General features: G+C 70.7%; 23 protein-coding genes. 7 read left to right on the forward strand and 16 right to left on the reverse strand.

Annotation, left to right across the window (positions count from 1 at the left end):
* Nucleotides 1–57: 57 nt before the first annotated feature.
* From LHJ74_RS34200 to clpS, 5 genes are all read right to left on the reverse strand, one after another.
* Entirely contained in the window at nt 58–156 is a 99-nt protein-coding gene (locus LHJ74_RS34200) for a putative leader peptide (protein WP_311203298.1), read from the reverse strand.
* A 66-nt stretch (nt 157–222) separates the two neighbouring features.
* Complete coding sequence (locus LHJ74_RS15265; protein ID WP_260218562.1) at nt 223–654, reverse strand: M67 family metallopeptidase; 432 nt, start codon at nt 652–654, stop codon at nt 223–225.
* A 139-nt stretch (nt 655–793) separates the two neighbouring features.
* Entirely contained in the window at nt 794–2,419 is a 1,626-nt protein-coding gene (locus tag LHJ74_RS15270; protein ID WP_260218563.1) for an alanine/glycine:cation symporter family protein, read from the reverse strand.
* A 446-nt stretch (nt 2,420–2,865) separates the two neighbouring features.
* Entirely contained in the window at nt 2,866–3,483 is a 618-nt protein-coding gene (locus tag LHJ74_RS15275) for a DUF2017 domain-containing protein (RefSeq protein WP_260218564.1), read from the reverse strand.
* Complete coding sequence (gene clpS / locus LHJ74_RS15280) at nt 3,483–3,785, reverse strand: ATP-dependent Clp protease adapter ClpS (protein WP_260218565.1); 303 nt, start codon at nt 3,783–3,785, stop codon at nt 3,483–3,485. The genes LHJ74_RS15275 and clpS overlap by 1 nt, the downstream gene beginning before the upstream one ends.
* Nucleotides 3,786–3,941: 156 nt before the next feature.
* Between clpS and LHJ74_RS15285 the strand changes: the two genes are divergently transcribed.
* Nucleotides 3,942–5,288 carry a nicotinate phosphoribosyltransferase gene (locus LHJ74_RS15285; protein WP_260218566.1) on the forward strand — a complete coding sequence of 449 codons (1,347 nt, stop codon included), beginning with the start codon at nt 3,942–3,944 and terminating at the stop codon, nt 5,286–5,288.
* A 138-nt stretch (nt 5,289–5,426) separates the two neighbouring features.
* Nucleotides 5,427–6,023, forward strand: coding sequence for an isochorismatase family protein (locus tag LHJ74_RS15290; protein ID WP_260218567.1), 597 nt, complete (start codon nt 5,427–5,429; stop codon nt 6,021–6,023).
* A 52-nt stretch (nt 6,024–6,075) separates the two neighbouring features.
* Here the strand turns inward: LHJ74_RS15290 and LHJ74_RS15295 are convergent, their stop codons facing one another.
* Nucleotides 6,076–6,399 (reverse strand): hypothetical protein, encoded by a 324-nt coding sequence (locus LHJ74_RS15295; RefSeq protein ID WP_260218661.1) that lies wholly within the window; start codon nt 6,397–6,399, stop codon nt 6,076–6,078.
* A gap of 449 nt (nt 6,400–6,848) precedes the next feature.
* Nucleotides 6,849–9,218, reverse strand: a complete 2,370-nt coding sequence (locus tag LHJ74_RS15300; RefSeq protein ID WP_260218568.1) for an immune inhibitor A domain-containing protein — start codon at nt 9,216–9,218, stop codon at nt 6,849–6,851.
* 302 nt (nt 9,219–9,520) lie between these two features.
* On the opposite strand from LHJ74_RS15300, the gene LHJ74_RS15305 reads away from it, so the two are divergent.
* Nucleotides 9,521–9,862: a hypothetical protein gene (locus LHJ74_RS15305; protein WP_260218569.1), complete on the forward strand. Its 342-nt coding sequence runs from the start codon at nt 9,521–9,523 to the stop codon at nt 9,860–9,862.
* Nucleotides 9,863–9,899: 37 nt separating this feature from the next.
* Here LHJ74_RS15305 and LHJ74_RS15310 read toward each other — a convergent pair whose 3' ends face one another.
* Together LHJ74_RS15310 and LHJ74_RS15315 are read right to left on the reverse strand one after the other, a co-directional pair.
* Entirely contained in the window at nt 9,900–10,565 is a 666-nt protein-coding gene (locus tag LHJ74_RS15310) for an RDD family protein (protein ID WP_260218570.1), read from the reverse strand.
* Nucleotides 10,566–10,668: 103 nt separating this feature from the next.
* Nucleotides 10,669–12,348, reverse strand: a complete 1,680-nt coding sequence (locus tag LHJ74_RS15315) for an RDD family protein (RefSeq protein WP_446033485.1) — start codon at nt 12,346–12,348, stop codon at nt 10,669–10,671.
* A 543-nt stretch (nt 12,349–12,891) separates the two neighbouring features.
* Between LHJ74_RS15315 and LHJ74_RS15320 the strand changes: the two genes are divergently transcribed.
* Complete coding sequence (locus LHJ74_RS15320; RefSeq protein WP_260218572.1) at nt 12,892–13,365, forward strand: SsgA family sporulation/cell division regulator; 474 nt, start codon at nt 12,892–12,894, stop codon at nt 13,363–13,365.
* 61 nt (nt 13,366–13,426) lie between these two features.
* Here LHJ74_RS15320 and LHJ74_RS15325 read toward each other — a convergent pair whose 3' ends face one another.
* A complete protein-coding gene (locus tag LHJ74_RS15325; RefSeq protein WP_260218573.1) occupies nt 13,427–13,900 on the reverse strand; it encodes an Lrp/AsnC family transcriptional regulator in 474 nt (157 codons plus the stop codon).
* 133 nt (nt 13,901–14,033) lie between these two features.
* Here LHJ74_RS15325 and hppD point away from each other — a divergent pair, with 133 nt between their 5' ends.
* From hppD to LHJ74_RS15340, 3 genes are all read left to right on the forward strand, one after another.
* Nucleotides 14,034–15,179 carry a 4-hydroxyphenylpyruvate dioxygenase gene (gene hppD / locus LHJ74_RS15330; RefSeq protein WP_260218574.1) on the forward strand — a complete coding sequence of 382 codons (1,146 nt, stop codon included), beginning with the start codon at nt 14,034–14,036 and terminating at the stop codon, nt 15,177–15,179.
* Between the two features lie 582 nt (nt 15,180–15,761).
* Entirely contained in the window at nt 15,762–15,956 is a 195-nt protein-coding gene (locus LHJ74_RS15335; protein ID WP_260218575.1) for a TetR/AcrR family transcriptional regulator C-terminal domain-containing protein, read from the forward strand.
* 75 nt (nt 15,957–16,031) lie between these two features.
* Nucleotides 16,032–17,399 carry an FAD-binding oxidoreductase gene (locus LHJ74_RS15340; protein WP_260218576.1) on the forward strand — a complete coding sequence of 456 codons (1,368 nt, stop codon included), beginning with the start codon at nt 16,032–16,034 and terminating at the stop codon, nt 17,397–17,399.
* 36 nt (nt 17,400–17,435) lie between these two features.
* On the opposite strand, the gene LHJ74_RS15345 is transcribed toward LHJ74_RS15340, so the two are convergent.
* The 6 genes from LHJ74_RS15345 to LHJ74_RS15370 form a co-directional block, all read right to left on the reverse strand.
* The gene (locus LHJ74_RS15345) at nt 17,436–18,266 is read right to left on the reverse strand and encodes a S16 family serine protease (RefSeq protein WP_260218577.1); all 831 of its coding nucleotides are present in this window, start codon (nt 18,264–18,266) and stop codon (nt 17,436–17,438) included.
* Between the two features lie 23 nt (nt 18,267–18,289).
* A complete protein-coding gene (locus LHJ74_RS15350; RefSeq protein WP_260218578.1) occupies nt 18,290–18,934 on the reverse strand; it encodes an IclR family transcriptional regulator in 645 nt (214 codons plus the stop codon).
* Between the two features lie 345 nt (nt 18,935–19,279).
* Nucleotides 19,280–21,061: a DEAD/DEAH box helicase gene (locus LHJ74_RS15355; protein WP_260218579.1), complete on the reverse strand. Its 1,782-nt coding sequence runs from the start codon at nt 21,059–21,061 to the stop codon at nt 19,280–19,282.
* A gap of 297 nt (nt 21,062–21,358) precedes the next feature.
* Nucleotides 21,359–22,276: an aminoglycoside phosphotransferase family protein gene (locus tag LHJ74_RS15360; RefSeq protein WP_260218580.1), complete on the reverse strand. Its 918-nt coding sequence runs from the start codon at nt 22,274–22,276 to the stop codon at nt 21,359–21,361.
* Nucleotides 22,277–22,373: 97 nt separating this feature from the next.
* Nucleotides 22,374–23,543: a YeiH family protein gene (locus LHJ74_RS15365; protein ID WP_260218581.1), complete on the reverse strand. Its 1,170-nt coding sequence runs from the start codon at nt 23,541–23,543 to the stop codon at nt 22,374–22,376.
* Complete coding sequence (locus LHJ74_RS15370) at nt 23,543–24,142, reverse strand: cysteine dioxygenase family protein (RefSeq protein ID WP_260218582.1); 600 nt, start codon at nt 24,140–24,142, stop codon at nt 23,543–23,545. Before LHJ74_RS15370 ends, LHJ74_RS15365 begins: the two co-directional genes overlap by 1 nt.
* Nucleotides 24,143–24,148: the final 6 nt, after the last annotated feature.

Here is a 24,148-nt window from a genome sequence, read left to right on the forward strand (position 1 = left end):
GGCGTCGCGGCGCGGCGCCCGGGGCGGACAGCGGCGCGGCGCGGCCAGGCGCGGCACCTACGCGGCGCTGGCGAGGCGGCAGAGGTCGACATGCAGGCGCGCCGTGAGCAGCGGGCCCGTGGCATAGCTGAGTGCGCTCACGTCGTGGACAACCATGCGCTCATCGTAACGATTCCCGGGGTCGCAACCCGATGTCCGTACCATCATGCGGACGGCTTCGTCTCACATCTCGTAGGAGGCGACGAAAACGACCTCTTCTTCCGTCACTTCGCCGTCCAGGATGCGGAACGACCGGAAGGAGACCGGCCCTTCGTCCGCCCCGGACTCGGCGGTCGATACCAGGACATAGTGCGCGTTCGGTTCCATCGCCAGGTCGATGTCCCTGCGGGAGGGATACGCCTCGGTGGCTGTGTGCGAGTGGTAGATGACGACCGGCTCCTCGTCGCGGTCGTCCATCCCGTTGTGGAGCGCGAGCAGGTCCATCGAGTCGAACTCGTAGAACGTGGGCGAGCGGGCCGCGTTCAGCATCGGGATGAAGCGCTCGGGCCGGTCGGAGCCTTCGGGCCCGGCGATCACTCCGCATGCCTCGTCGGGGTGGTCCCGGCGGGCGTGCGCGACAATCTGCTCGTACAGGTCCTGGGTAAGGGTCAGCATGCCCAGCAGCATAGACAGCGGGGGCTACGCGCAAACGGCCCCGGCCGCGCCTCGGAGGGCGCGGACGGGGCCGCCTGCCACGCGGTGCTGCCGCGTGGCACCTGTCAGCGTGCGACGGGTGGTGGTGACGGGCGACGGGTCACAGGGTCTTCGTCGCCGGAGCCTCGGGGTCGTCCGGGCCCTTGGCCGCCGCGGCTGCTTCGACGGGCTCGACGGCCTCGCCGCGCGCCGCCCAGTCCGCCTCTATCTGCTCCTCGGTCTCACCGGCGTCCCGGCGCCGGGTGTATTCGAGGACCTTCTTGAGCTCCTTCTTGACGATGGGCATCAGGAAGTAGAGGCCGGTGATGTTGAACAGCGCCGCCATGAAGAGGGTGGCGTCCGCGAGGGACACCAGGGTGCCGAGCGAGAGCAGCGCGCCCATGATGACGATGAGGCAGAAGCAGATGTTGTAGATCAGCTCCGAGGTGCGGCTCGCCCCGAAGAGGTAGGTCCAGCTCTTCAGCCCGTAGTAGCTCCAGGTGATCAGCGTGGAGAAGGCGAAGAGGATGACGGCGATCGTCAGCAGCCACGGGAACCACGGCAGCGCGGTGTCGAAGGCGTCCGAGGTGACGGAGATACCGGCGCTGGTGCTGCCGTCGACGGCCTTGCCGGCCGCCGCGTCGTCGCGGAGCTTCTCGTACATCGGTCCGCCGGCGATGACGATGGTCAGCGCGGTCATCGTGCAGATGACAACGGTGTCGATGAACGGCTCGATCATCGCGACCAGGCCCTCGGTGGCGGGGTGCTTGGTCTTCACGGCGGAGTGCGCGGTGGGTGCCGAGCCGACGCCCGCCTCGTTGGAGAACGCGGCCCGCTGGAAGCCGATGATCAGTGCGCCGATCAGTCCGCCGGTGACTCCTTCGGGGTTGAACGCCTCACTGATGATCGTGCCGACCGCGTCGGGCACGTCGCTCACGTTGAAGCTGATGACCAGCAGACACGCTATGACGTAGAGGACCGCCATGGAGGGGACCAGGCGGCTGGTGACGGCGCCGATGGAGCGGATGCCGCCGAGCAGCACCAGGGCGACGAATCCGGCGATGACCACGCCGTACAGCAGCGCGCCGCCGGAACCGCTGAAGAAGCTGTCGTCCTTGCCCGTCACCTGGGTGAGCTGCTCCAGGGACTGGTTGACCTGGAAGAGGTTGCCGCCGAAGAAGGTGAAGAAGAGGATCATGAAGCAGGCGCCGAAGGCGAGCACCTTGCCCAGGTTCGGGAGGCCGCGCTCCTTGAGGCCCTTGCGCAGGTAGTACATGGGGCCGCCGGAAACGGTGCCGTCCGCGTGAATCTCCCGGTACTTCACACCGAGAGTGCACTCCACGAACTTCGCGGCCATTCCCAGCAGGCCGCAGAGAATCATCCAGAATGTGGCGCCCGGTCCGCCGATGGAGACCGCAATGGCGACACCGGCGATGTTGCCGAGTCCGACCGTGCCGGAGACGGCGGAAGTGAGCGCCTGGAAATGACTGATTTCACCCGGCGCGTCCTTCTGGTCGTACTTGCCGCGCACCAGCTTGAGCGCGGTCTTGAGGTACCGGAACTGGGCAAAGCCGAAGTACACCGAGAAGACGACGCCGGCGACGACCAGCCAGCCCACGATCAGCGGGAAGTCTGCGTCGCCCAACGGGACATCATAGAAGACGATGTCGTTCATAAAAGTCGATACCGGTTCGAAGACGTCATTGACGGCCTCATCGACCTTATCGGTCCAGGATTCACTTGCCATGGATACCTCTGCCTCTGCGGCTGCTGGGGACGGAATGAGCAGTCGACGCTTTCCCGGTGCTCACGGGGCGGCCCCGTTGCTTTCGGTTCGGAATTTCTTATCACAGAGAGCTACGGGGAACAGGTGTCAGGACTCGCACGTTCGCATCACGGACAGGTAACGTGAAGAAATAGTGTGGCAATTCGGTCAGTCTGATCGATCATTCGCTACCGATGCACGATTATCGGTCGCGCCGCATCGACGGAGAGTAATGAGGATCAAGTCGGCCGAGCCGGCCCATCGGCTCCGGCGGGCCTCGGCGGAGTCCGGCCGGGTCAGGGAGCCACCGGCCAGGACTCTAACCAACAGGGCCCGGCCCAGGAGGATTTCAGCCCACCCCCGTTCCAGTCCAGCCCCGTTTCAGGCCAGCCCCGTTTCAGGCCAACAGCGCCTCGGCCAGCGGCGCTTCAGTCCAGCAGGGTCTCGACGAGCGTCTCCTGGAGTGCCCCGAGCCAGAGATAGGCCATCACCATCGGCTTGCGCGGATCCTCGTCCGGCAGCGAGTAGAGCCCGCCGCCGTCGTCGTCATCGCTCACTTCGAGCCGGGTGCCGATGGCCAGCCGCAGGTCGTTGAGCGTGCCGAGCCACTGCTGCGACTGGGCCCGGGTGAGAGTGAGCACCGCGCCGCCCTCTCCGTGCGCCGTGAGGGCGTCCAGCGCCCGAACGACCGCGAGGGCGTCCTCACGCTTACGGGCGCGCAGGTCGTTCTCCGTGAAGCGCCGGAAGTCCGCGGAGGCGGTGCGCAGATCCTCGTTGGGAACAGCCTCGTCGCCGGGGCCGCCCGCCTCGGCGTCCGGGCCCCGGTAGGCGTCCGGGAAGAGGCGGGCCAGTGCCGGGTCGGAGGGCGGTTCGCTGGGCCCCTCGGCGAAAAGGGCGGCGAGCGGGTCCTCGCCCTCGGCAGGCTCCTCGCCCGGGCCGATCAGTTCCAGCAGCTGCACCGCGAGGCTGCGCAGGATCGAGATCTCCACCTCGTCGAGCGCGATTGCCGCGCCGCCGTCACCGGTGGCCTCGAAGCTGCCCGCCATCAGCGGTCCTGGGTGAGGGTCGCCCACAGGCCGTAGCCGTGCATCGCCTGCACATCGCGCTCCATCTCCTCGCGGCTGCCTGTGGAGACGACCGCGCGGCCCTTGTGGTGGACGTCCATCATCAGCTTCTTGGCCTTGTCCTTCGGATAGCCGAAGTAGCTCTGGAACACATAGGTCACGTAGCTCATGAGGTTGACCGGGTCGTTGTGCACGACGGTCGCCCAGGGGACGTCCGGCTCCGGAACCTCGATGGGCTGCTCGCTCGACTCCGGACGCTCGATCTCCACGGGGGCAACACTCACAGGTCCATGCTGCCACCCATGGGGCCCGGTCGCGCAAAACGGCTGCCGCATACAGGGCATCACGGTACGTATCCGGCACATGCCCGACGCACGGGCACGCGGCAACCGTCACCAGAATAATCGTCAAACTGACGAGATCCGAGGTAGTATCGGACCATGAACACTCCGGATCTGGAACTCCCGGTGTCCGTGCCCTCCACGGCGCTGTTCACCGACCAGTACGAGCTGACCATGCTGCAGGCCGCGCTGCGCGCCGGTACGGCGGAGCGCAGGTCGGTCTTCGAGGTCTTCACCCGCCGCCTTCCCGAGGGCCGCCGGTACGGCGTGGTGGCGGGCACCGGCCGGGTGCTGGACGCGGTGGAGAACTTCCGCTTCGACGGCCCGGTGCTGGATTTCCTGCGCTCGCACGGCATCGTCGACGAAGCCACTCTCCAGCGGCTGGCCGGCTACCGCTTCACGGGCGACATCCACGGCTACCCCGAGGGCGAGGTCTACTTCCCCGGCTCCCCGCTGCTGCGGGTCGAGGGCAGCTTCGCCGAGTGCGTGGTGCTGGAGACGGTGATCCTGTCGATCCTCAACCACGATTCGGCCGTCGCCGCCGCCGCCTCCCGGATGGCCGTGGCGGCGGGCGGCCGCAGGCTCGTCGAGATGGGCGCGCGCCGCACTCACGAGCTGTCGGCCGTTGCCGCCTCGCGGGCGGCGTACGTCGGCGGCTTCTCCGCCACCTCCGACCTGGCGGCCGGATTCCGCTACGACATCCCGACCGCGGGCACCAGCGCCCACGCCTTCACCCTGCTGCACGACACCGAGCGGGACGCCTTCACCGCCCAGGTCGACTCCCTCGGCAGCGGCACCACACTGCTCGTGGACACCTACGACGTGACGGCCGCGGTCCGTACGGCGGTGGAGGTCGCCGGGCCGAAGCTGGGCGCCGTACGGATCGACTCCGGGGACCTGCTGCTGGTCGCCCACCGGGTGCGGCAGCAGCTGGACGAGCTGGGCGCGCACGGGACGCGGATCGTGGTCACCAGCGACCTGGACGAGTACGCGATCGCCTCGCTCGCCGCGGCCCCGGTGGACGCGTACGGGGTCGGGACGCAGCTGGTGACCGGCAGCGGGCATCCGACCTGCTCCATGGTCTACAAGCTGGTCTCCCGCGCCGACACCGAAGCGCAGCCGGGCCACGACCCGGCCCAGACGCCGATGCGGGCGGTGGCGAAGAAGTCGCTGGGCGGCAAGCTCAGCCTGGGCGGCACGAAATGGGCGGCCCGCCCACGGGACGCGGACGGTGTCGCCGAGGCGGAGGTGGTCGGCACCGGCCCGGTGCCGCCGGAGCTGGCGGACACGCTGCTCCAGGTGCCGCTGGTGCGGGGCGGCCGTACGGTGGGCAAGGAGCCGCTGGACGCGGCCCGTGACCGGCACCGCGAGGCGCTGGCGAGCCTCCCGCTGTCCGCGACCCAGCTGTCGAAGGGTGAGCCCGTACTGGCGACCGAGTACCGCTGAGGCCACCCGCCGGCCCCGTCCCTCGCCCCTGCGGCCTTGGCGGTCCAGGGGGGAGGGGCGGCGCTACGTTGAAGACACCCCATAGGCTCGGTCCCGCTGGCTGACCGAACCGCCATCTCCGGCCGAAAGGTGTGCGCCATGCACCGGGCACTGATCATCGTGGACGTGCAGAACGACTTCTGCGAGGGCGGCAGCCTCGCGGTCGCGGGCGGCGCCGACGTCGCCGCCGCGATCACCGACCTCGTCGGCAACGCGTCCGCCGGTTACCGCCATGTCGTGGCGACCAGGGACTGCCATATCGAGCCGGGCGACCACTTCGCGGCGAACCCGGACTTCGAGCACAGCTGGCCCCCGCACTGCGTCGCGGGCACGGAGGGAATCGGCTTCCACCCCAACTTCGCACCGGCAGTGGCCTCGGGCGCGATCGACGCCGTCTTCGACAAGGGCGCCTTCGCCGCCGCCTACAGCGGTTTCGAGGGTGCCGACGAGAACGGGCAGTCGCTGGCGGAGTGGCTGCGGGACCACGAGGTGACGGAGGTCGACGTGGTCGGCATCGCCGCCGACCACTGCGTGCGCGCCACCGCGCAGGACGCGGCGCGGGAAGGCTTCGACACCAAGGTGCTGCTGGACCTCACGGCAGGCGTCGCGCCCGGCACCACCGCGCGGGCGCTGGACGAGCTGCGCGAGGCGGGCGTGGGACTGACCGGCCGGCCGGTGGTACGCCCCGCAGGCTGACCCGGCGAGGCGCCTGCGTCCGGTCCGGCGCCTCGGGCGGGCCCTGGAGGGGTCACGCCTCGCGGGGCCAGAGGCTTCCGGACGGCACCTCCCATGCCTTACGGGGGCGGTGCGGGTGGCGCAGCAGGGCGGCTATGGGGTGCCAGGCTTCGGTGTCGTCACCCGGGTTCGCCCGCCAGACCAGACCGTCCGGGTGGTGCAGGACGGCGGTGATCTCGTCCGGAGTGGGCGGCTCCGTGTTGCCCCGCAGATAGACGGCGCGCAGGCCGAGGTTCCGCAGCCGGGTCAGGGCACGGGCACGGTTTCCGGCATGCACCAGCACCCGCACCCGGGGTTCCTCGGTGAGGCCGGGCGGTGCCGGGGCGGCGGCGCGCACTGTATGCGCCTCGTCCGCGTGTGCGGACCAGCGGCGACGCCGGGGCTCGTGCGGAGCGCCGACGGCGTCTGCGGCGGATCTGGCCCGCCATGGCCAGTACGGCGCGGCACCGATGCGCACGTCCCCCGCCTCGTACACGCTCCGCACCTCCCGCGCCTCGTAGACCTCGCGTGCGTCCGGCACGTCCCGTGCCCGCCGCCCGTCGCGTTTCACCGTCGCGCCGCCCACGCCCGCGCCGTCCGCTCCCGCCCCGTCCGCGAACGGACGTGGAAGGGACAGCGCGACGATCACGCTGCCGTCGGGCAGCCGGGCGAACCCGCCTCCAGTCATGATCAACATCTCCCCCGCAGACCCGCCGTCAGAAGAACTCACGGGGGCATCTAAACGCGATCGGCCGCTGCCCGCTAGGGGGCAACGGCCGATCATGTTTTGACCTGCAACGATGCAAATCAGTGTGTGGAGGGTCCCACTCGCACGGTGATCGTCTTGCCGCTGAACGGCTGCTGGAGGATCGAGATCCGGGTGTTGGTGTCCGGCACCTTCACTCCGGCCTGCGGGTTGGACTCATACCAGTACGTACCCTTGTGGTCGTCGAATACCGGCTTGCCCCACTTCGGCATCACGTACTTCTTCTCACCGTCGTCGTGCAGCTTCATGCCGCTCGACGGGTACCAGCTGAAGGTCGAGTCGTACGCCTGGACGCGGGCCCGCATCAGGCTGCCGTCCTTCCACTTCTCGGGCTTCGCGTGCGCGTCCACCGGCAGGATGAGGCCCTCACCAGGATGGACGCCGACATTGTTGTCCTTCTGCGAGGTGTCCCAGAGCCATACGAGCAGTCCGGTCTGGTAGCCGTAGCGCTCCACCCAGTCCGGTCGCGTGGAGGCCCACCCGAAGTTGTACGGGCCGTGGGCGAGCGACTTGTCGTACCCCACGTGCTGGCGGTTCTCCGCGATGTAGAACTGCTCGTAGCTCTTGGTGAAGGACTCGGCGATGCGCGAGAAACCGTCCTTCGTCCAGCCGTTGTCGCTGTCTCCCTCGGCGCCGTCCTCCAGCACCTTCTCACCGTCGGCGGTGATCGAGATCGCGTCGGCGGTGAAGCCCTGCTGCGCCACTCCACCATCCGTCAGATAACGGAAGCGAATGTCGAACTTCTTACCCGCGTACTCGTCCAGCGGGTAGGAGAGGTCCCGGTAGGACTCCGACACACCGTGCAGCGCCGGGCGGTCGCCGCCGTCCCTCGGCAGTGGCTCGCCGTCCACCGTGCCGTCCAGCGGAGTCCAGTTGGAGCCGCCGTCGGTCGAGACCTCGGTGTAGAGGTAGTCGTAGTTCTCCTCGATGTCCCACCACCCCTGGAGATCCAGCGTGGCACCGGTCTTGCCGGTGAGGTCGACGGAACGGGTGAGGGTGTTCCGCAGGTCGTCGCCGCTGCCGCTCCACCACTGCTGCTCGCCCTCGGCGGGCTTGGTGATGGTGGTGGTGACTTCCTTCTTCGGCAGCTCCACGATGAGCGCCTGCGGATTCTTCGTCTGATAGCTCTGATAGCCCAGCTTGTGCGTGGACTTCGTGGCCGCCTTGGCGGTCTCGTAGTCCAGCCAGCCCAGCTGGAACTTGTCCCAGGCGTTCAGGTCACCGGCCGAGTCGCCGATTGCGTCCTTGCCCTTGTTGAGCCAGGAACCCGACGACATCAGCGACCAGAAGCCGACGGAGTTCTCGCCGGTCCCGGTGGTGTCGTAGTGGTCCGGCAGGCCCAGGTCGTGACCGTACTCGTGGGCGAAGACGCCGATGCCGCCGTTCTCCGGCTGGGCGGTGTAGTCACCGACCCAGATGCCGGTGTCACCGATCTCGGTGCCTCCGGACTTGTTGTACTCCGGACCGGTGTGGCCCGCCTCGGTGCCGTACGCGTACCAGCGGTGCGCCCAGATCGCGTCAGTGCCCTGCGCGCCGCCGCCCGCGGACTCGTCCTCGCCCGCGTGGATGAACTGGAAGTGGTCGATGTAGCCGTCGGACTCGTTGAAGTCGCCGTCGCCGTCGTAGTCGTAGCGGTCCCACTCGTCGTACTCGGCGAGCTGGGCGGCTATCTCCTCGTCCGTCTTGCCCTGGGCCTTCTGGTCCTCGGTCCAGGACGTGACGCCGTCGCGGATCGCGTCCCACACGGTCGGGCAGGTGGTGTCGCCGCAGTAGTTGGAGCCGTACCGGGCCTCGTTGTAGTCGACCTTGACCCAGTCGGAGACGGTGCCGTCCACCGAGTAGCGGCCCGAGGACTGCTTCTCGTAGTAGTTCTTCAGGGAGTCCTCGGTGTCACCGAAGTAGATCTCCCTGAAGTGCTCGCGGTCGAAGTCCTCCTGCCAGAGCGTGGAGTTGTTGTCCGCACGGTCGGGCTTCGCGATCTTGTTGTGCAGCGGGCCGGGGTCACCGCCGTACTGAGGGTCGACCTTGTCGCCGAACTCCACCAGGATGGTGAAGATCTTGTCGGTCTTCTCCCGCTCCAGCTCGACGTACTTGCCGTCGCCGAGCTTCATCACCTTGGAGTCGTTGCGGGTGAGGGTCTTCGCCTCACCCTTGTCGCCGTCGCCGGTGGCGAGCTTCTGCAGCGCGGCCTGGCGCTCGTTGCGCTGCTGCTTGCTGAACGGCCCGTCCAGATTGTGGTTGGGCTGCTGCTCCCCGGCCTTGTCGCCGGCCGGAGCGGTCTGCGGCTCCGGCTGGGGACGCGGCTGCGCCTCCGCTGCCGAGACGGGCAGCAGCACGGTCGCCCCCAACGCCGCGACGGCGGTGGCCAGCGCAGCCGACCTCGATCTTATGGACCTCTGTCTGCTGTTCACTTGTTCGGTGTCCTCCCTGCAAACGCAGTGACTTGACGAACGTATTCGACCGGAGTAGCGCCGGAAAAGACAGACCTTGATTCAATCCGGAGCAGGGCAGTAGGTTGCTCCGTCCACTTGTCGGGACGTCAGGAGTGCCGTGCGCCCGTGCGCCCCCCATGCCGCAGCGCCATGGGTGAGGTAACGCTTACCGGGCTGGCAGGTGGGCATTTCGCATCGTAGAGTCGTTCGACGGCGCGCCATTCGTACCGGATCGTATGGCTCCACCACCCCCGACAGCCCCCCGAGGACGGATCCCCGCCATGCCGCGTCCTGCTCCCGCACAGCTCGCCTACGGTCTGGTCACCGTTGTCTGCTCCACTCTCGCCATGCTGCTGCTCTCCGACGCCACTTCGGGCATGGCGGTCATGCTGATCGCCGTCGTGGCGCTGGCACTGGGGCTGCTCGTCGCCCTCACGGCACCGCTGGTCCGCTCCCGCCGCGAGGACGCTGCCACCGAAGCCGGAGCGGGGCTCACCGCACCGGCCACCGCACCGGCTTCCGCGGTCACCGGCACGGCCGCCACCAGCACGGCAGCCGCCGGCACCAGCCCCGCAGCCACGGAGCACCGGACCCGCGTCCCGCAGGCGTCCCTGCGCCGCTGACCGGCCGCTCCTCACCTGACCGGACCGCCGCGCCCGGTCAGGTGACCGCGACGACAACCGTCTTGGCGCCCTTGTCGTGCAGACACTGCCGGTAGGGCTTGTCCCAGGTGCAGAAGAGCACGTTCAGCAGCCAGAAGAGCGTCCCGAGACACGGCACGAGCGAGGGCAACTGGTAGATCACCGCCCGGATCCACGCAGGGGGTCCGGCGGGCACCGCGCCGTCCTGGAGTATGGCCACCCGGATCTTCATCAGCCTCTTGCCCACCGTCTGGCCCGACTTCGACAGCATCAGTCCCTCATAGACGAAATACACGAGGGTGTACGCACTGCCCTGCCAGAGGCCGGTATCGGTGTCGTCGTAGTCGAAGCCACCGATGACGCCGAGGATGATGCCCACCGGAATGCCGATGAGCAGTGCGTCGATGATCCGGGCCACCAGTCGCCTGCCGCGCGACCCCAGCGGCGGCATCCCCGCCAGCGGGTCGGTGGCCCCGCCCGCGTCCCCGTACGGGCCGGTGCCGTAGGGGTCGCCGTACCCGGGCGGCGGGGGCGCGCCGCCGTACGGGGAGCCCGCTCCACCCGGTTGGCCGTACGGCGAACCGGACGGCCGTCCCTCGCCGGACGACGACTGCGAGGGCGGCTCGGACGACGGCTCGGACGGGGGCCGTTTCCGGAACGGGTCTTCCGGTTGCTCGGTGCTCATGTCCCGAGTGGACCGCGCTCCCGGCGGCCCCGCATCCGGCGCCGTCCGTTAGGGGGACGCCCCGCCGCTCAGCCACACGCTCAGCCGCACACTCGGCAGCCGCTCAGCCGCCCGCCACGAAGGTCCGTGCCGCCTTGTCGTGCCAGCACTGGCGCCAGGGGCGGTCGAACAAGCACCACAGCACGTTGACGACACCGAGCACGAGCACCGCCAGCAGGCTGTAGGTCAGCCAGCGCAGCAGCGCGGCTGGGAACCCCGGCCGTTCCTGGCTCTCGACGCCGAGGACCTTGATACCGAACAGCTTCTTGCCCAGGGTGCGGCCCCAACGGGCGGTCGGCAGCGCCTCGTAGAGCAGCCCGAAGACGAGGAAGGCGCCGAGGACGAGCGCGAGGTAGCCGCCCGTCGTGCCGTCCACCAGCCAGACCTCACGCGTGACGCCCGCCTGTTCGGCCGCGTCGATCTTGGCGTCGATATGGTCGGTCGCCTTGCCCACGAACGGAAAGGCGACGGCGCCCGCCACCCCGAAGACGATCAGCCCGTCCAGCAGTCGGGCGGCGAAGCGCCTGCCGAGCCCGGCGGGCCGCGCCTGCTGCTGGGCGGCCAGCAGGAAGGGGTCGGAGACCGGGGGCCGCCAGGGCGCGACGGCGTCCGGGCCGCCGCCCTGCGGCTGCGCGGGCAGTCCGCCGCCCGGCATCGGCTGCGGAGTCTGCGCGGGCTGCTGAGGCTGCTGAGGCTGCTGCGCGAAGTCGTGCACCTGCTGCGCCCAGGGCGGCCGTGCCGCGTCCGGCGCGGCGGGCGCCGGTGCGGGAGCGGGCGCTGGTGCGGGAGCCATGGCCGCAGCTGCTGCGGCGGCGGCCTGGCTGGGGCTCTGCACGGGCCCCTGGACCGGTTCCTGGGCGGGCTCGGTCGGCGGGTGCGTCTGTGCTCCGCTCGCGGGCGCCCCGGAGCTGCGCGCGGCGCTTCCGGCACCCCCCATGCCCAGGACATCCGAACGGCGCAGGCCCACGGTGCGCTCGGGCTGCTGGGAACCTCTCGCGCGGTCGCCGTCGGCCGGGCGCGGGATGCGGATGCCGACCGTGTCCGTCGACTCGCTCTGCGGGGCAGACGTCGCGGACGCCGGTGGAGACGCAGGCGCGGATGCCGGTGCGTCCGGCCGGCCCGGGCGGGAAGCGGAGCCGGGGCCGTCCTGCTCCGTACGCCGCCAGTTACCGCGCGGGTCGGCCGCCCCCGAGCCGGGCTGGTCCGAGGACTCCGGCTGCCAAGCCGTGGCCGCCTCGGGGCGGTTGCCGTGCAGTCTGCGAGGGTCGTCCCAGTCGACGACGGGCTCCTGAGAGCCGAACTCGCCGCTCGGGCGCGCCTCCGGGAGTGAGGCACCGCCGTCGGCCGCGCCCGCCCTGGGTACTTCTTCCGCCGGGGGCGCCGCGCCTGCCGGGGGCATCGCATCCGCCGGAGGCAGATCGTCGAGGAAGACGGGGCCGGTCTCCTCCACGGGCGGCGGCCGGTGCGCCTCCGGCTGCTCCGCCTGCGGTGCCTCCTCCGGCGGTCCCGCCGTACGCGCGGCCGGGACTTGGGCCGCGCCCGCCGCCTCCGGTGCGGTGCTGCCGGTGCCGGTGCCCGCGTCCGCGTCGGGGGGCTGCGGCATCGGCTCGCCCTCGCGTGGCTCGGGGCGGCTGGTGCCGGGCACCCAGGCCGTACCGCTCCAGTACCGGATATACCCCGGAATGGACGGATCCGGGTAATACCCTGAACGGGGTACGTTCTCGCTGCTCCCAGGGGGCACCAATGCCGTCAACTCCCATCGCAACACACTTGACCTGTCCGCCCTGCCAGGAGTCGGCACCCCCGCCCTCGCCCGCCTCCGCGAGCGCGGACGAGCCCGCCACCCCTGCCTGACGAGGGGCTGCGCGTCGTACGTACCGCAGCGACCGGGCGCGTACCTCCGCCTCTCCAAGGAGGACATTAACGAAGAACGGAGGGAGAGGGAGAAGAGGACCAGCCCCAGGACGTCCCGACGGGTGCCGCTGCCAGGCCCGCGTCAGGCAGGGTTCGCCCCGCTCGCCGTCCTGGCACGGCCATCGGCCGCGCTGCCCGGCTGGCCGAGCAGGCCCGCTACGAGGCCGATCGGGCGCCTTGCCGCTGACCGCACCAGGACGCCTCGCTACCGGGCCGACCCTGCCTGACGCGGCCCCGGAGGTCATGCTCGTCACAGCGGAGGAGTTCCCCCGGAAAGTCCCCCGAAGTCGTGTAAGAGTGACGGCGCGGGCTGCTCTCTCCCGTGCGCGACCGTCCGCACCGGGCGGGCACGGCACGAGGGGAAGGCAACGACATGCGGACCGTCATCGAAAGCGAGCTGGAACTCAGGCTGGTGCTGTCGCCGGAGCGGAGCATCGCCGTCCCGTCCCGGTTCATCTACCACACGTGCGATCCGTACGCGGTCCACGTCGCCTTCCACATCGGTTCGGGCAGCCCCGTCCTGTGGACGTTCGCCCGCGAGTTGCTCGTCGAGGGCGTGTTCCGGCCGTGCGGGCAGGGGGACGTCCGGGTGTGGCCGACGCGGGTGGAGTCGCACGGAGTCCTGTGTCTGGCGCTGTCCTCGCCGGACGGTGACGCGCTGTTGGAGGTCCCCGTCCCGGCGCTCTCGGCATGGCTGGAGAGCACGCTGCGTGCGGTGCCGCCGAGCAGGGAACACGAGCGGCTGGGGATCGACGACGGGCTGAGAGAGCTGCTCAGCCCCACTGCGCGCGAGGCGTGGCCCTCGGACGACTCCGGAGAGCCGGGGGACGCGGGGATCACTCCCTGATCCCCGCCCCGGACCCCCACTCCCCCGGTGCCGCTGCGCATCGTGCCCCGGCGCCCCCGCCTCACCCGCTCTCGCGGGCGGCCTGACGCACCAGCGGCACGATGCGCAGCGGCACGGGGTTCTCCATCACGATGGCCGTCGAGGCCCGCACGATGCCGTCGAAGCCCACCACCCGGTCGATCACCCGCTGGAGGTCGGCGTTCGAGCGGGCGACCAACCGGCAGAGCATGTCGCCGTGCCCGGTGGTGGTGTGCAGCTCCAGCACCTCCGGGACGGTGGCCAAGTGCGCCCGTACGTCGGCCCCCTGGCCCTGCTTGATCTCCAGGGTGGCGAAGGCCGTCACCGGATAGCCGAGCGCACCGGTGTCGACGTCCGGCCCGAACCCCCGGATGACGCCCGTCGACTGCAGGCGGTCCAGGCGCGCCTGCACGGTGCCGCGCGCGACGCCGAGGCGGCGGGACGCCTCCAGCACGCCTATCCGGGGTTCCCCTGCCAGCAGCTCCAGCAGCCGCCCGTCCAGCTCATCGATCGACACGCCACTCCTCTTTCTCGCGTTCTGTTGGTCATCCTGTGCAGATCGCCCGGCATAGACGGGACCTGCCTGTGCATATTGTCCACCTCAAACGGGAACTATTGCGCATCTTGTGGATGAGCGGGAGCCTTCGCCTATGACTGAGACCACGCACACAACCCCCGAGACCGCCCGGCAGGCCGATCCCTTCCCGGTGCACGGGATGGACGCGGTCGTCTTCGCCGTAGGCAACGCCAAGCAGGCCGCGCACTACTACTCCAGCGCCTTCGGCATGCAGCTCGTCGCCTACTCCGGACCGGAGACCGGCAGCCGGGAGACCGCCAGTTACGTACTCGAGTCCGGTTCCGCCCGCTTCGTCTTCACGTCCGTCATCAAGCCGTCCACCGTGCACGGCCGCTTCCTCGCCGGTCATGTGGCGGCGCACGGCGACGGCGTCGTCGACCTCGCCGTCGAGGTGCCGGACGCCCGCGCCGCGCACGCCTACGCGGTGAAGCACGGCGCCACCAGCCTTCAGGAGCCGCACGAGGTCAAGGACGAGCACGGCACCGTCGTCCTCGCCTCCATCGCCACCTACGGCGAGACCCGGCACACGCTTGTCGAGCGCGGTGCCTACGACGGCCCCTACCTGCCCGGCTTCAGCAAGGCCACCCCGATGGTCGCGCCCCCCGAGCGGCGCACCTTCCAGGCGATCGACCACTGCGTCGGAAACGTCGAACTCGGCCGGATGAACGACTGGGTGGCCTTCTACAACAACGTCATGGGCTTCACCAACATGAAGGAGTTCGTGGGCGACGACATCGCCACCGAGTACTCCGCGCTCATGTCGAAGGTCGTCGCGGACGGCACCAAGAAGGTGAAGTTCCCCATCAACGAGCCCGCGATCGGGAAGAAGAAGTCCCAGATCGACGAGTATCTGGAGTTCTACGGCGGGCCGGGCGTGCAGCACATCGCGCTGGCCACGAACGACATCGTCGCGACCGTGAAGGCCATGCGGGCGGCCGGAGTCCAGTTCCTCAACGTGCCCGACTCCTACTACGACACCCTCGGCGAGTGGGTCGGCGACACCCGCGTCCCGATCGACGAGCTGCGCGAGAACCGCATCCTGGCGGACCGCGACGAAGACGGCTACCTGCTGCAGATCTTCACCAAGCCGGTGCAGGACAAGCCGACGGTGTTCTTCGAGATGATCGAGCGGCACGGCTCGATGGGCTTCGGGAAGGGCAACTTCAAGGCGCTCTTCGAAGCGATCGAGCGGGAGCAGGACAAGCGCGGCAACCTCTGACCTGCGCGCGCCGCCGCCCGCCTCGCGCACCGGGGCGGGCGGCGGGGCGGGCGGCGCGTGGCTCGGGGCCCCCAGCGCGGGCCCCGGTGCTCACCGTGTACGCAGCCGGAACGGACAGGGAAGAGGGCACGGGGGACGACACCGGCACCGGGCAGCGCCGCCCGCGTCATCGACACCGCGATCGCCCTCGCCGCCGCGGAGGGGGCTGTCGGCGGTCTCGATGAGCCGGGTCGCCGCCGAACTGGGCGTCTCCACCATGTCCTTGTACCGGTACGTCGCCTCCAAGGAGGAGCTGCTGATCCTGATGGTGGACAGCGCGGCCGGGACCCCGCCCGAGGGCCCGCCGCCCGGAGGACGGCTGGCGGCCCGCGCTCGCCTTCTGGGCCTCCGCACAGCGGGCCGTGTTCGACCGGGACCTGTGGTCATTGCGGGTCCCGATCAGCACCCCTCCCGCGACTCCGCACTCCGTCGCCTGGACGGAGAAGGGGATGGCCTGCCTGCGCGCCACCGCCCTCTCCCCGGGCGAGAAGCTCGGCGTGATCACCCTGATGCGACGCCGCCGCCCGCGCGGCCGGTGCCAGCATGGAACCGACGACGGCGGCCTACGGCCGGCTGCTGGGCAGACTCACCGACGCGGACCGCTTCCCGGAGATCCCGGCCGTGCTGCGCTCCGGAATCCTGAGCGCGGCGGACGGCCCGGACGATGACTTCCGCTTCGGCCTGGACCGGATCCTGGACGGCGTCGCCACCCTGGTCACGACCCGCGAGGCAGACTGACGCGCCAGCCGGCACCGAAAGCGGTGAGGCACCCGCTCTGTTGCCCTGCCCCCGGGTCAGTGCGACGCTGCTGCCATGAGCACGCTCCTCGCACAACTGCGGGACGGACTGCCCGCCGAGGCGGTCGTCACCGATCCGGACGTCATGGCGGCGTACGCCCATGACATGGCCGGGTTCTGCCCGGCCGGCGACTCGGCGGCCGTCGTGCTGCCGCGCACCGTCGAGCAGGTCCAGCACGTCATGCGGACGGCGACGGCGCTGCGGGTGCCCGTCGTCCCGCAGGGCGCCCGTACGGGGCTGTCGGGAGGAGCGAACGCGAGTGACGGCTGCATCGTGCTCTCGCTGCTCAGGATGGACCGGATACTGGAGATCGACCCGGTCGAGCGGATCGCCGTCGTCGAGCCGGGTGTCGTGAACGCCCGGCTCTCACGCGCCGCGAACGAGCACGGCCTCTTCTACCCGCCGGACCCTTCCAGTTGGGAGGAGTGCACCATCGGGGGCAACATCGGCACCGCCTCCGGCGGCCTGTGCTGTGTGAAGTACGGCGTGACCGCCGAGTACGTGCTGGGCCTGGAGGTCGTGCTGGCCGACGGGCGGCTGATGTCCACCGGCCGCCGTACGGCGAAGGGCGTCGCGGGCTACGACCTGACCCGGCTGCTGGTCGGCTCCGAGGGCAGCCTGGGAATCGTCGTGCAGGCGACGCTCGCTCTGCGCCCGGAGCCTCCGGCGCAGCTCGCGCTGGCCGCCGAGTTCCCCTCGATGGCGGCGGCCGGTGACGCCGTCTGCCGGATCATGGAGCGCGGGCACACCCCGTCGCTGCTCGAGATCATGGACCGCACGACGCTGCGCGCCGTCAACAAGCTGACTCGAATGGGCCTTCCGGAGTCCACCGAGGCACTCGTGCTCGCCGCCTTCGACACTCCGGAGCCCGCTGCCGACCTGGCGGCCGTCGGTGACCTGTGCACCGCCGCCGGGGCCACCGAGGTGGTGCCTGCCGAGGACAGGGCCGAATCCGAAATGCTGCTCCAGGCACGGCGGATGGCGCTGGTGGCGCTGGAGAAGGTGACGGGCACGACGCTGATCGACGACGTCTGCGTGCCCAGGGGCCAGCTGGCTCCGATGCTCGACGGCGCCGCCGCGATCGGCGAGAAGTACGGGCTCACCGTCGGCGTCTGCGCCCACGCGGGAGACGGCAACACGCATCCCATCGTCTGCTTCGACCCGAAGGACGAGGACGAGGCGCGCCGCGCCCGCGAGTCCTTCGACGAGATCATGGCCCTCGGGATAGAGCTGGGCGGCACGATCACCGGCGAACACGGCGTCGGTGTACTCAAGAAGGAGTGGCTCGCCCGCGAACTGGGGCCGGTCGCCCTGGAGCTGCAGCGCGGCATCAAGCAGGTCTTCGACCCGCACGGCCTGCTCAACCCGGGCAAGATCTTCTGAAGGACTGCCGGCAGGACCACGCTCTGCCAGACGGCGTCAGCAGGACGGCACCTTGCCCCCGTCGCCGTCCTTCAGCGCCTTCAGCGCGTCCAGCGTCCCGTCCAGGGTCTTCACCGGGATCAGCCGCAGCCCCTGAGGCAGTTCCGCCTCCGCGTCCGCGCACTCGTCCGCCGGCACGAGGAAGACGGACGCACCGTCCCGTTTGGCGGACTGCGTCTTCAGCGCCACGCCGCCGACCGGCCCCACCTCGCCGTTTGCCTCGATGGTGCCCGTGCCGGCGATCGTACGGCCGCCGGTGAGGTCGCCGCCGCGGCCGTCGCCGTCGAGTTTGTCGATGATGCCGAGAGTGAAGAGCAGACCGGCACTGGGCCCGCCCACGTCTGCCAGCTTCAGTTCGACCTTCACCTTGTCCGAGGAGAGTTTCAGCTCGCGCAGCGCCGCCTCGACGGCGACGTTCTGCGACTTCACCATCTCGGCCGTGTTGTGCTCGGAGACCTCTTCGGGGGTGTCGCCCACCGGGTAGACCGAGTCGCGCGGCATCACCGCCCGGTCGGTCGCGAACCAGTCCCGGACCAGATCCGGCAGCCGCACCGACTCGTCCGGCTGGGTCGCCGCGATCGTCGTCATCAGCAGGGAGCCCTCAGTCTCGCGCGGCTCGCTGCCCGAGATGGAGATCACCTGCTCGCCCTCGTGCTCGCCCAGGACGTCCGCGGTGAGTCCGGGCTGGGCGACGGAGAAGGGCAGCGGCGCGGCGGCGGCGACCGTGAGCAGCGCGACCACGGGCAGCGCGCACACGGCGAGCGTGCGGTGGCGGGTGCTGCGCGGTGGCTGGGAGGCGGCGGGGGGCTTGGTCAGCGTGGGCGGCATGGGAGGAAATCTAATTCACCGGCTCACCTCAGTGCGTCGGCGACCTCCTTGGCCGCGTGCACCACACGGTCACCGACCTTCGGCGGCACCGAGTCGGCAAGCATCACCACGCCGACGCTGCCCTCGATGCCGAGCACCCCCAGCATCGGGGCAGCCGCGCCGCTGGCTCCGGCCTCCAGCTCGCTGTGGGTGAGCACATATCCGGGCCCCAGCTCGTGTTCCCGGCCGCGTCCGGCCAGGATCGCCCGGCCTGCGGCTCCTCGGTCCAGTGGATGGCGGAAGCCGGTGCGGTAGGCCACGTGGTAGTCGGTCCAGCTGGGCTCGACCACCGCGACGGCCAGGGCGTCGGCCCCGTCCGCGAGCGTCAGATGTGCGGTCGCCCCGACCTCCTCGGCCAGGGCCCGCAGGGCGGGCAGCGCCGCCTCCCGTACCAGCGGGTGCACTTGGCGGCCCAGCCGCAGCACCCCGAGGCCGACTCGCGCCCGCCCGCCGATGTCGCGGCGGACCAGCGAGTGCTGTTCCAGGGTGGCGAGCAGCCGGTAGACGACCGTGCGGTTCACGCCGAGCCTGGTGGACAGCTCGGTGACCGTGAGGCCGTGGTCGGTGTCGGCGAGCAGCTTGAGGACCCGAAGTCCCCGGTCGAGCGTCTGAGAAGTCTCCGCGGTCACGACGCCCCCTCCTCGGGTGAGTGGCGACGGCCCCCACGCGGGGTGCGCGCTGCCGTCCGTCGGCAGCAGTGCTCCTCCACGCAGAGAGCCGCCGGCCGAAGTGGCACTGGCAGTACGTCCATACGTCACCGGCTGCGCTCCGAGGCGGCGCTGCCACGGGGCGTGTGCGTGTGCGGAAACTTAGCGAGCGATACCGCTGACCGGAAGGGTCCGTCCAGAATCCGGGCAATGCTGGCCCGATTTTTCCGTAATGTGAGCCTGAAACCCGAGAGTACGGTGGTCGGCGCGCCCCTTACCGAAAGTCGGTAACCAGCCACAGCACTCCGCGGCGTCCTGCCCGGCGGGCTACCGCATCCGAGTGGCCCACTCCCGCACCTTGTCGATGCGCTGCCTCAGCTGCCCGGCGGTGGCCTCGGCGGCGGGCGGCCCGCCGCAGGTACGGCGCAGCTCCGTGTGGATCACCCCGTGCGGCTTGCCGCTCTGGTGGACATACGCGCCGACCAGCCCGTGCAGTTCCTTGCGCAACCCCAGCAGTTCCTTGTGCGTGACCACCGGCCGCCGGTCCGCGGGCATCTCCAGCAGATCCGCCTCCTCGTCCGGCTTCTTCCGGCTGTGCGAGATCTGCCGCGCCTGCCGCTTCTGGAGCAGCATCTGCACCTGGTCGGGCTCCAGCAAGCCGGGAATGCCGAGGTAGTCCTGCTCCTCCGCGCTGCCGGGGTGCGCCTGCATGCCGAACTCGGCACCGTCGTACATCACCCGGTCGAAGACGGCATCGGACTCCAGCGCCTCGAAAGGCAGCTGGTCGTCGTCGCCGGTGTCCTCGTCCTGCTCGCGTTCGGCCTCCGCCAGCAGCTTGTCCTCTTCGGCGTACGGGTCCTCCTCCGCGTCCTTCTTCGGCTTGTCCAGGACGTGGTCCCGCTCCACCTCCATCTCGTGCGCGAAGGTCAGCAGCGAGGGGATCGTCGGCAGGAAGACGGAGGCGGTCTCGCCGCGCCGCCGGGACCGCACGAAACGGCCGACCGCCTGTGCGAAGAAGAGCGGCGTCGAGATGGTGGTCGCGTACACGCCGACCGCCAGCCGGGGCACGTCCACCCCCTCCGACACCATCCGGACGGCGACCATCCACCGGTCCTCCCCGTGGCGGAAGTCGTCGATGCGCTGCGAGGCGCCGCCGTCGTCGGAGAGCACCACGGTCGGGGCGTGCCCGGTGATCTCGCGCAGCAGCTTGGCGTACGCCCGCGCGGAATCCTGGTCGGTGGCGATCACCAGTCCGCCCGCGTCCGGAATCGCCTTGCGCACCTCGCCGAGGCGCCGGTCTGCGGCGCGCAGCACCGCGGGCATCCACTCACCGCGCGCGTCCAGCGCGGTGCGCCATGCCTGGGAGACGGCGTCCTTGGTCATCGGCTCGCCGAGCCGGGCTTCGATCTCGTCACCGGCCTTGGTGCGCCAGCGCATGTTGCCGCTGTACGAGAGGAAGATGACGGGACGGACGACGCCGTCGTCGAGGGCGGTGCCGTAGCCGTAGGTGTAGTCGGCGACGGAGCGCCGCACCCCGTCGTTGCCCTCGGCGTAGTCGACGAACGGGATGGGGTTCGTGTCGGAGCGGAAGGGCGTGCCGGTCAGGGACAGCCGCCGGGTCGCGGGCTCGAACGCCTCCAGGCATGCCTCGCCCCAGGAGCGGCTGTCGCCCGCGTGGTGGATCTCGTCCAAAATGACGAGCGTCTTGCGCTGCTCGCAGCGGTTGCGGTGCAGCATGGGGCGTACGCCGACACCGGCGTAGGTGACCGCCACCCCGTGGTACTCCTTGCCGACGGGGCCCGCGCTGTACTCCGGGTCGAGCTTGATCCCGATCCGCGCGGCGGCCTCGGCCCACTGCATCTTCAGATGCTCGGTGGGCGCGACCACGGTCACCTGCTGGACGACATGGTGGTGCAGCAGCCAGGAGGCCAGGGTCAGCGCGAAGGTCGTCTTGCCCGCGCCGGGGGTCGCGACGGCGAGGAAGTCCCGGGGCTGGTCCTTGAGGTACTCCTCCATGGCCCCCTGCTGCCAGGCACGCAGCTTGCCTGCGGTGCCCCAGGGAGCACGGCCGGGGAAGGCCGGGGAGAGATGGGTGGTGGTGGTAGTCACGGTCTCCGTCGCGGTCGCGGTCGCGTGCAGGGGCGGGCAGCGGGTATCAGGTCGGCAAGGCAGGTCAGGTCAGCAGGTCAGCAAGCGGTCAGGCCGGCTCGGACGCGTCCGGCCCGCCTCGTACGGCAAGGTCGTCAGCCTACCCGCGCCGGGGGTACCGGTCCGGGGCGATTCCGGGTGACCGGCGGCGGGTGCGACCCACCTCACACCGGGCGCCCGAGGTCCACGAGTCCGGGCCTTCGGTGCTCATGCACCGGCCCTCAGCTTGTCTCTTCACCGCCCCGCCCAGATGCTTGATCACTGGTGGACCGATGCGGTGAGGCGTCGCAGTGCGGCGTGGGCGGGTGGGCCCCAGGTGGGCTTTCCTCCCGGGCGGCCGTGGACGCCGGCGTCTCCGATGTGGATGCCGCTGAGGGCGCGCAGCACCGCCCAGCCGCGCGCGCGGCGCAGGGTCGCGGCGTCCGGGCCCGGCTGGTAAGCGTCGTGGAAGCGGTCGGCGGCACCGTCCGGCAGCAGGATCCAAGCGGCGGCGAGGTCGCAGGCCGGGTCGCCGGCGAACAGGTCGCCGAAGTCGATAACGCCGGAGAAGGTGCCGTTCGTGGTCAGGACGTTGGCTGGATGCAGGTCGCCGTGGAGCCACAGCGCCGGGCCCGCCCATTCGGGCGCGGCGGCGGCGTCTTCCCAGACCGCGCGGACGGCGTCCGGGTCGGGGATCAGCCCCAGCTCGGTGGCCGAGGCCAGCTCTCGGGTGAAGTGTTCGGCGGTGTCGGCCAGCCGGCCGCCGCGGCCGCGGCCAGCCGGCGCCTCGTCGGGGGCGGGTCGGTGAAGGGCTGTCAGAAACGCGGCCAAGGTGACGGCCGCCTCCGCGGCGCGCGTCGCGGGGGCGCGGTCGGCAGGTTCGCCCGGCACCCAGGTGGTGACGATCCAGGGCCGCGGAAACCGTTCGGAGGGCTCACCGAGGCGCTGCGGGACGGGGACCGGCAGAGGAAGGTCCGGGGCGAGGAGGGGCAGCCAGGCGTGTTCCTTGCGCAGCAGCGCGTCCGCAGACTGCGTGGCCCAGGGCAACCGGACGGCGAGGTCGTCGCCGAGCCGCCACAGCTGATTGTCCCAGCCACGCGCTCCGAGCCTCAAAGGGTGATCCGTCAGGTCGGGGTGCTGCTCACGCAGCAGGTCCCGAATCAGTTCCTCTGTGATGTCCGTCCCGGTGGCTGTCATATGGAGCAACGGTAGTGGGAGGTGGCGGCGGCCTGCCCGGTACCGTCCCGCCACCAGAAGGTGAGCGAGAATCTGGCGAAATGAGTAAATGACAAGCTCAGGTGGTGACCAGCACCCCCGCGTACGAGAGGCCGGCGACCACCACCCACGCACCCAGGCCCAGCACCGCGACCTTCTTACCCGTACGAGCGAGCGTCGGCAGATGCACCGCGCTGCCCAGCCCGAACAGCGCGGCGGCCAGCAGCAGTTCACGCCCGTCACCGGCGATCTCGAGGGCACCCTCCGGGAGCAGGCCGGTGGTGCGCACCGCGACGAAGGCGACGAAACCCGCGACGAACAGCGGAACGAGCGGTGGCCGTGCGGCGCCCTGCGCACCGGACGCCACGGCGGCGGCCCGGCGGCGAACGGACAGCACCACGCAGGCGACCAGCGGCGCGAGCAGCATCACGCGCATCAGCTTGACGAGGACGGCCTCGCCCAGCGCACCGTCGCCCGCCGTCCCGGCCGCCGCCACCACCTGGCCCACATCGTGCACGCCCGCCCCGACCCAGCGCCCGAACTCGGCGTCGGTGAGGCCCAGCGGGTGGTGCAGCAGCGGCAGCACCGCGATGGCGAGCGTCCCGCACAGGGTCACCAGCGCGACGGAGGTGGCGACATCGCGCTCGTCACTCTTCCGCACCTCACCGACCGCCCCGATCGCCGAGGCACCGCAGATCGAATAGCCGGTGGCGATCAGCAGTGGCTGGTCGCCGGTCAGCCCCAGCCTGCGACCCATCCACAGCGTGCCGCCGAAGGTCGCGGCCACCACCACACACACCATGACCACGGTCGGCCAGCCGATGGCGAGCACATCGCCCATGCTCAGCTCCAGCCCGAGCAGGACGACGCCGATCCGCATCAGCCGCTTTCCGGCCAGCGACAGCCCGGGGCGCGCCGGGCCGCACACCCACCGGCGGACGCCGGGGAGATGGGCGGCGGCGATGCCCAGTACGACGGCGGCGGTCAGCATCGGCACGGCGGGCAGCAGCAGATGCACCGCCTCGGCCAGCCCGACTCCGGCCGCGGCCAGCGCCAGCCCGGGGAGGGGGCTGGGGCGGGGCGGACGGACGGCAGGTGCGCCAGATACGGCGGGTGCAGCGGGTACGGCGGGTACGGCGGGTACGGAAGCGGCGGGTACGGAAGCGGCGCGAGCTGGGGCGGGGCGGGTGGTGCCCGTGCCGGAGGCTCCGGTGGAGTCCGGGCCGATACGGTCCGAGAGCAGCGACATCAGCTGTCGGCGGGCAGGTCGTAGACCCGCCGGACACTGGTGCCCAGCCGTGAGATGTCGGCGCCGTAGAGATGCAGCGAGACCGCCTTCTCCTCGCAGCCGTTCCACACCCGGTGGATGTCGCCGGGAGGCGCGAACCCGCAGACCGAGCCCGTTGGGTTCACCACGTCCTCGGTCGCGACCAGCCGCGCGGGGCCGTCGTCCGCCCCGGCGGGTATCAGCCGGTAGCGGCGCTCGTGCTCCTCGCCCTGATGGACACCCGTGACGCACCAGGAGACGTGGTCGTGGATGGGTGTCCGCTGACCCGGCAGCCAGACGAGCCCGACGAGGGAGAAGGCGCCGCCCGGCTCGGCGTGCAGCAGATGCTGACGGTAGGTGGCCGGGTCGCCCTCGTACTGCTCGGCGGTCAGCAGGTCGTCCGCGCCCAGATGGGGTGCGAGCTTCTCACCGACCAGATACGCCGTGACGTCCGGCGCCAGACCACGGCCCACGACCTCGCGCACCTCGGCGACAAGGGCGCCGAGCCGCTCGGTGGCAGGGGCGCCCGGGGCGAGGCGAGGGGCGCGGGTGTCGGTGGACGTGTCGGTGGGAGCAGCCATGCTCGC

Source organism: Streptomyces gossypii (assembly GCF_025165795.1).
In the GTDB taxonomy this organism is placed as follows: Bacteria; Actinomycetota; Actinomycetes; order Streptomycetales; family Streptomycetaceae; genus Streptomyces; species Streptomyces gossypii.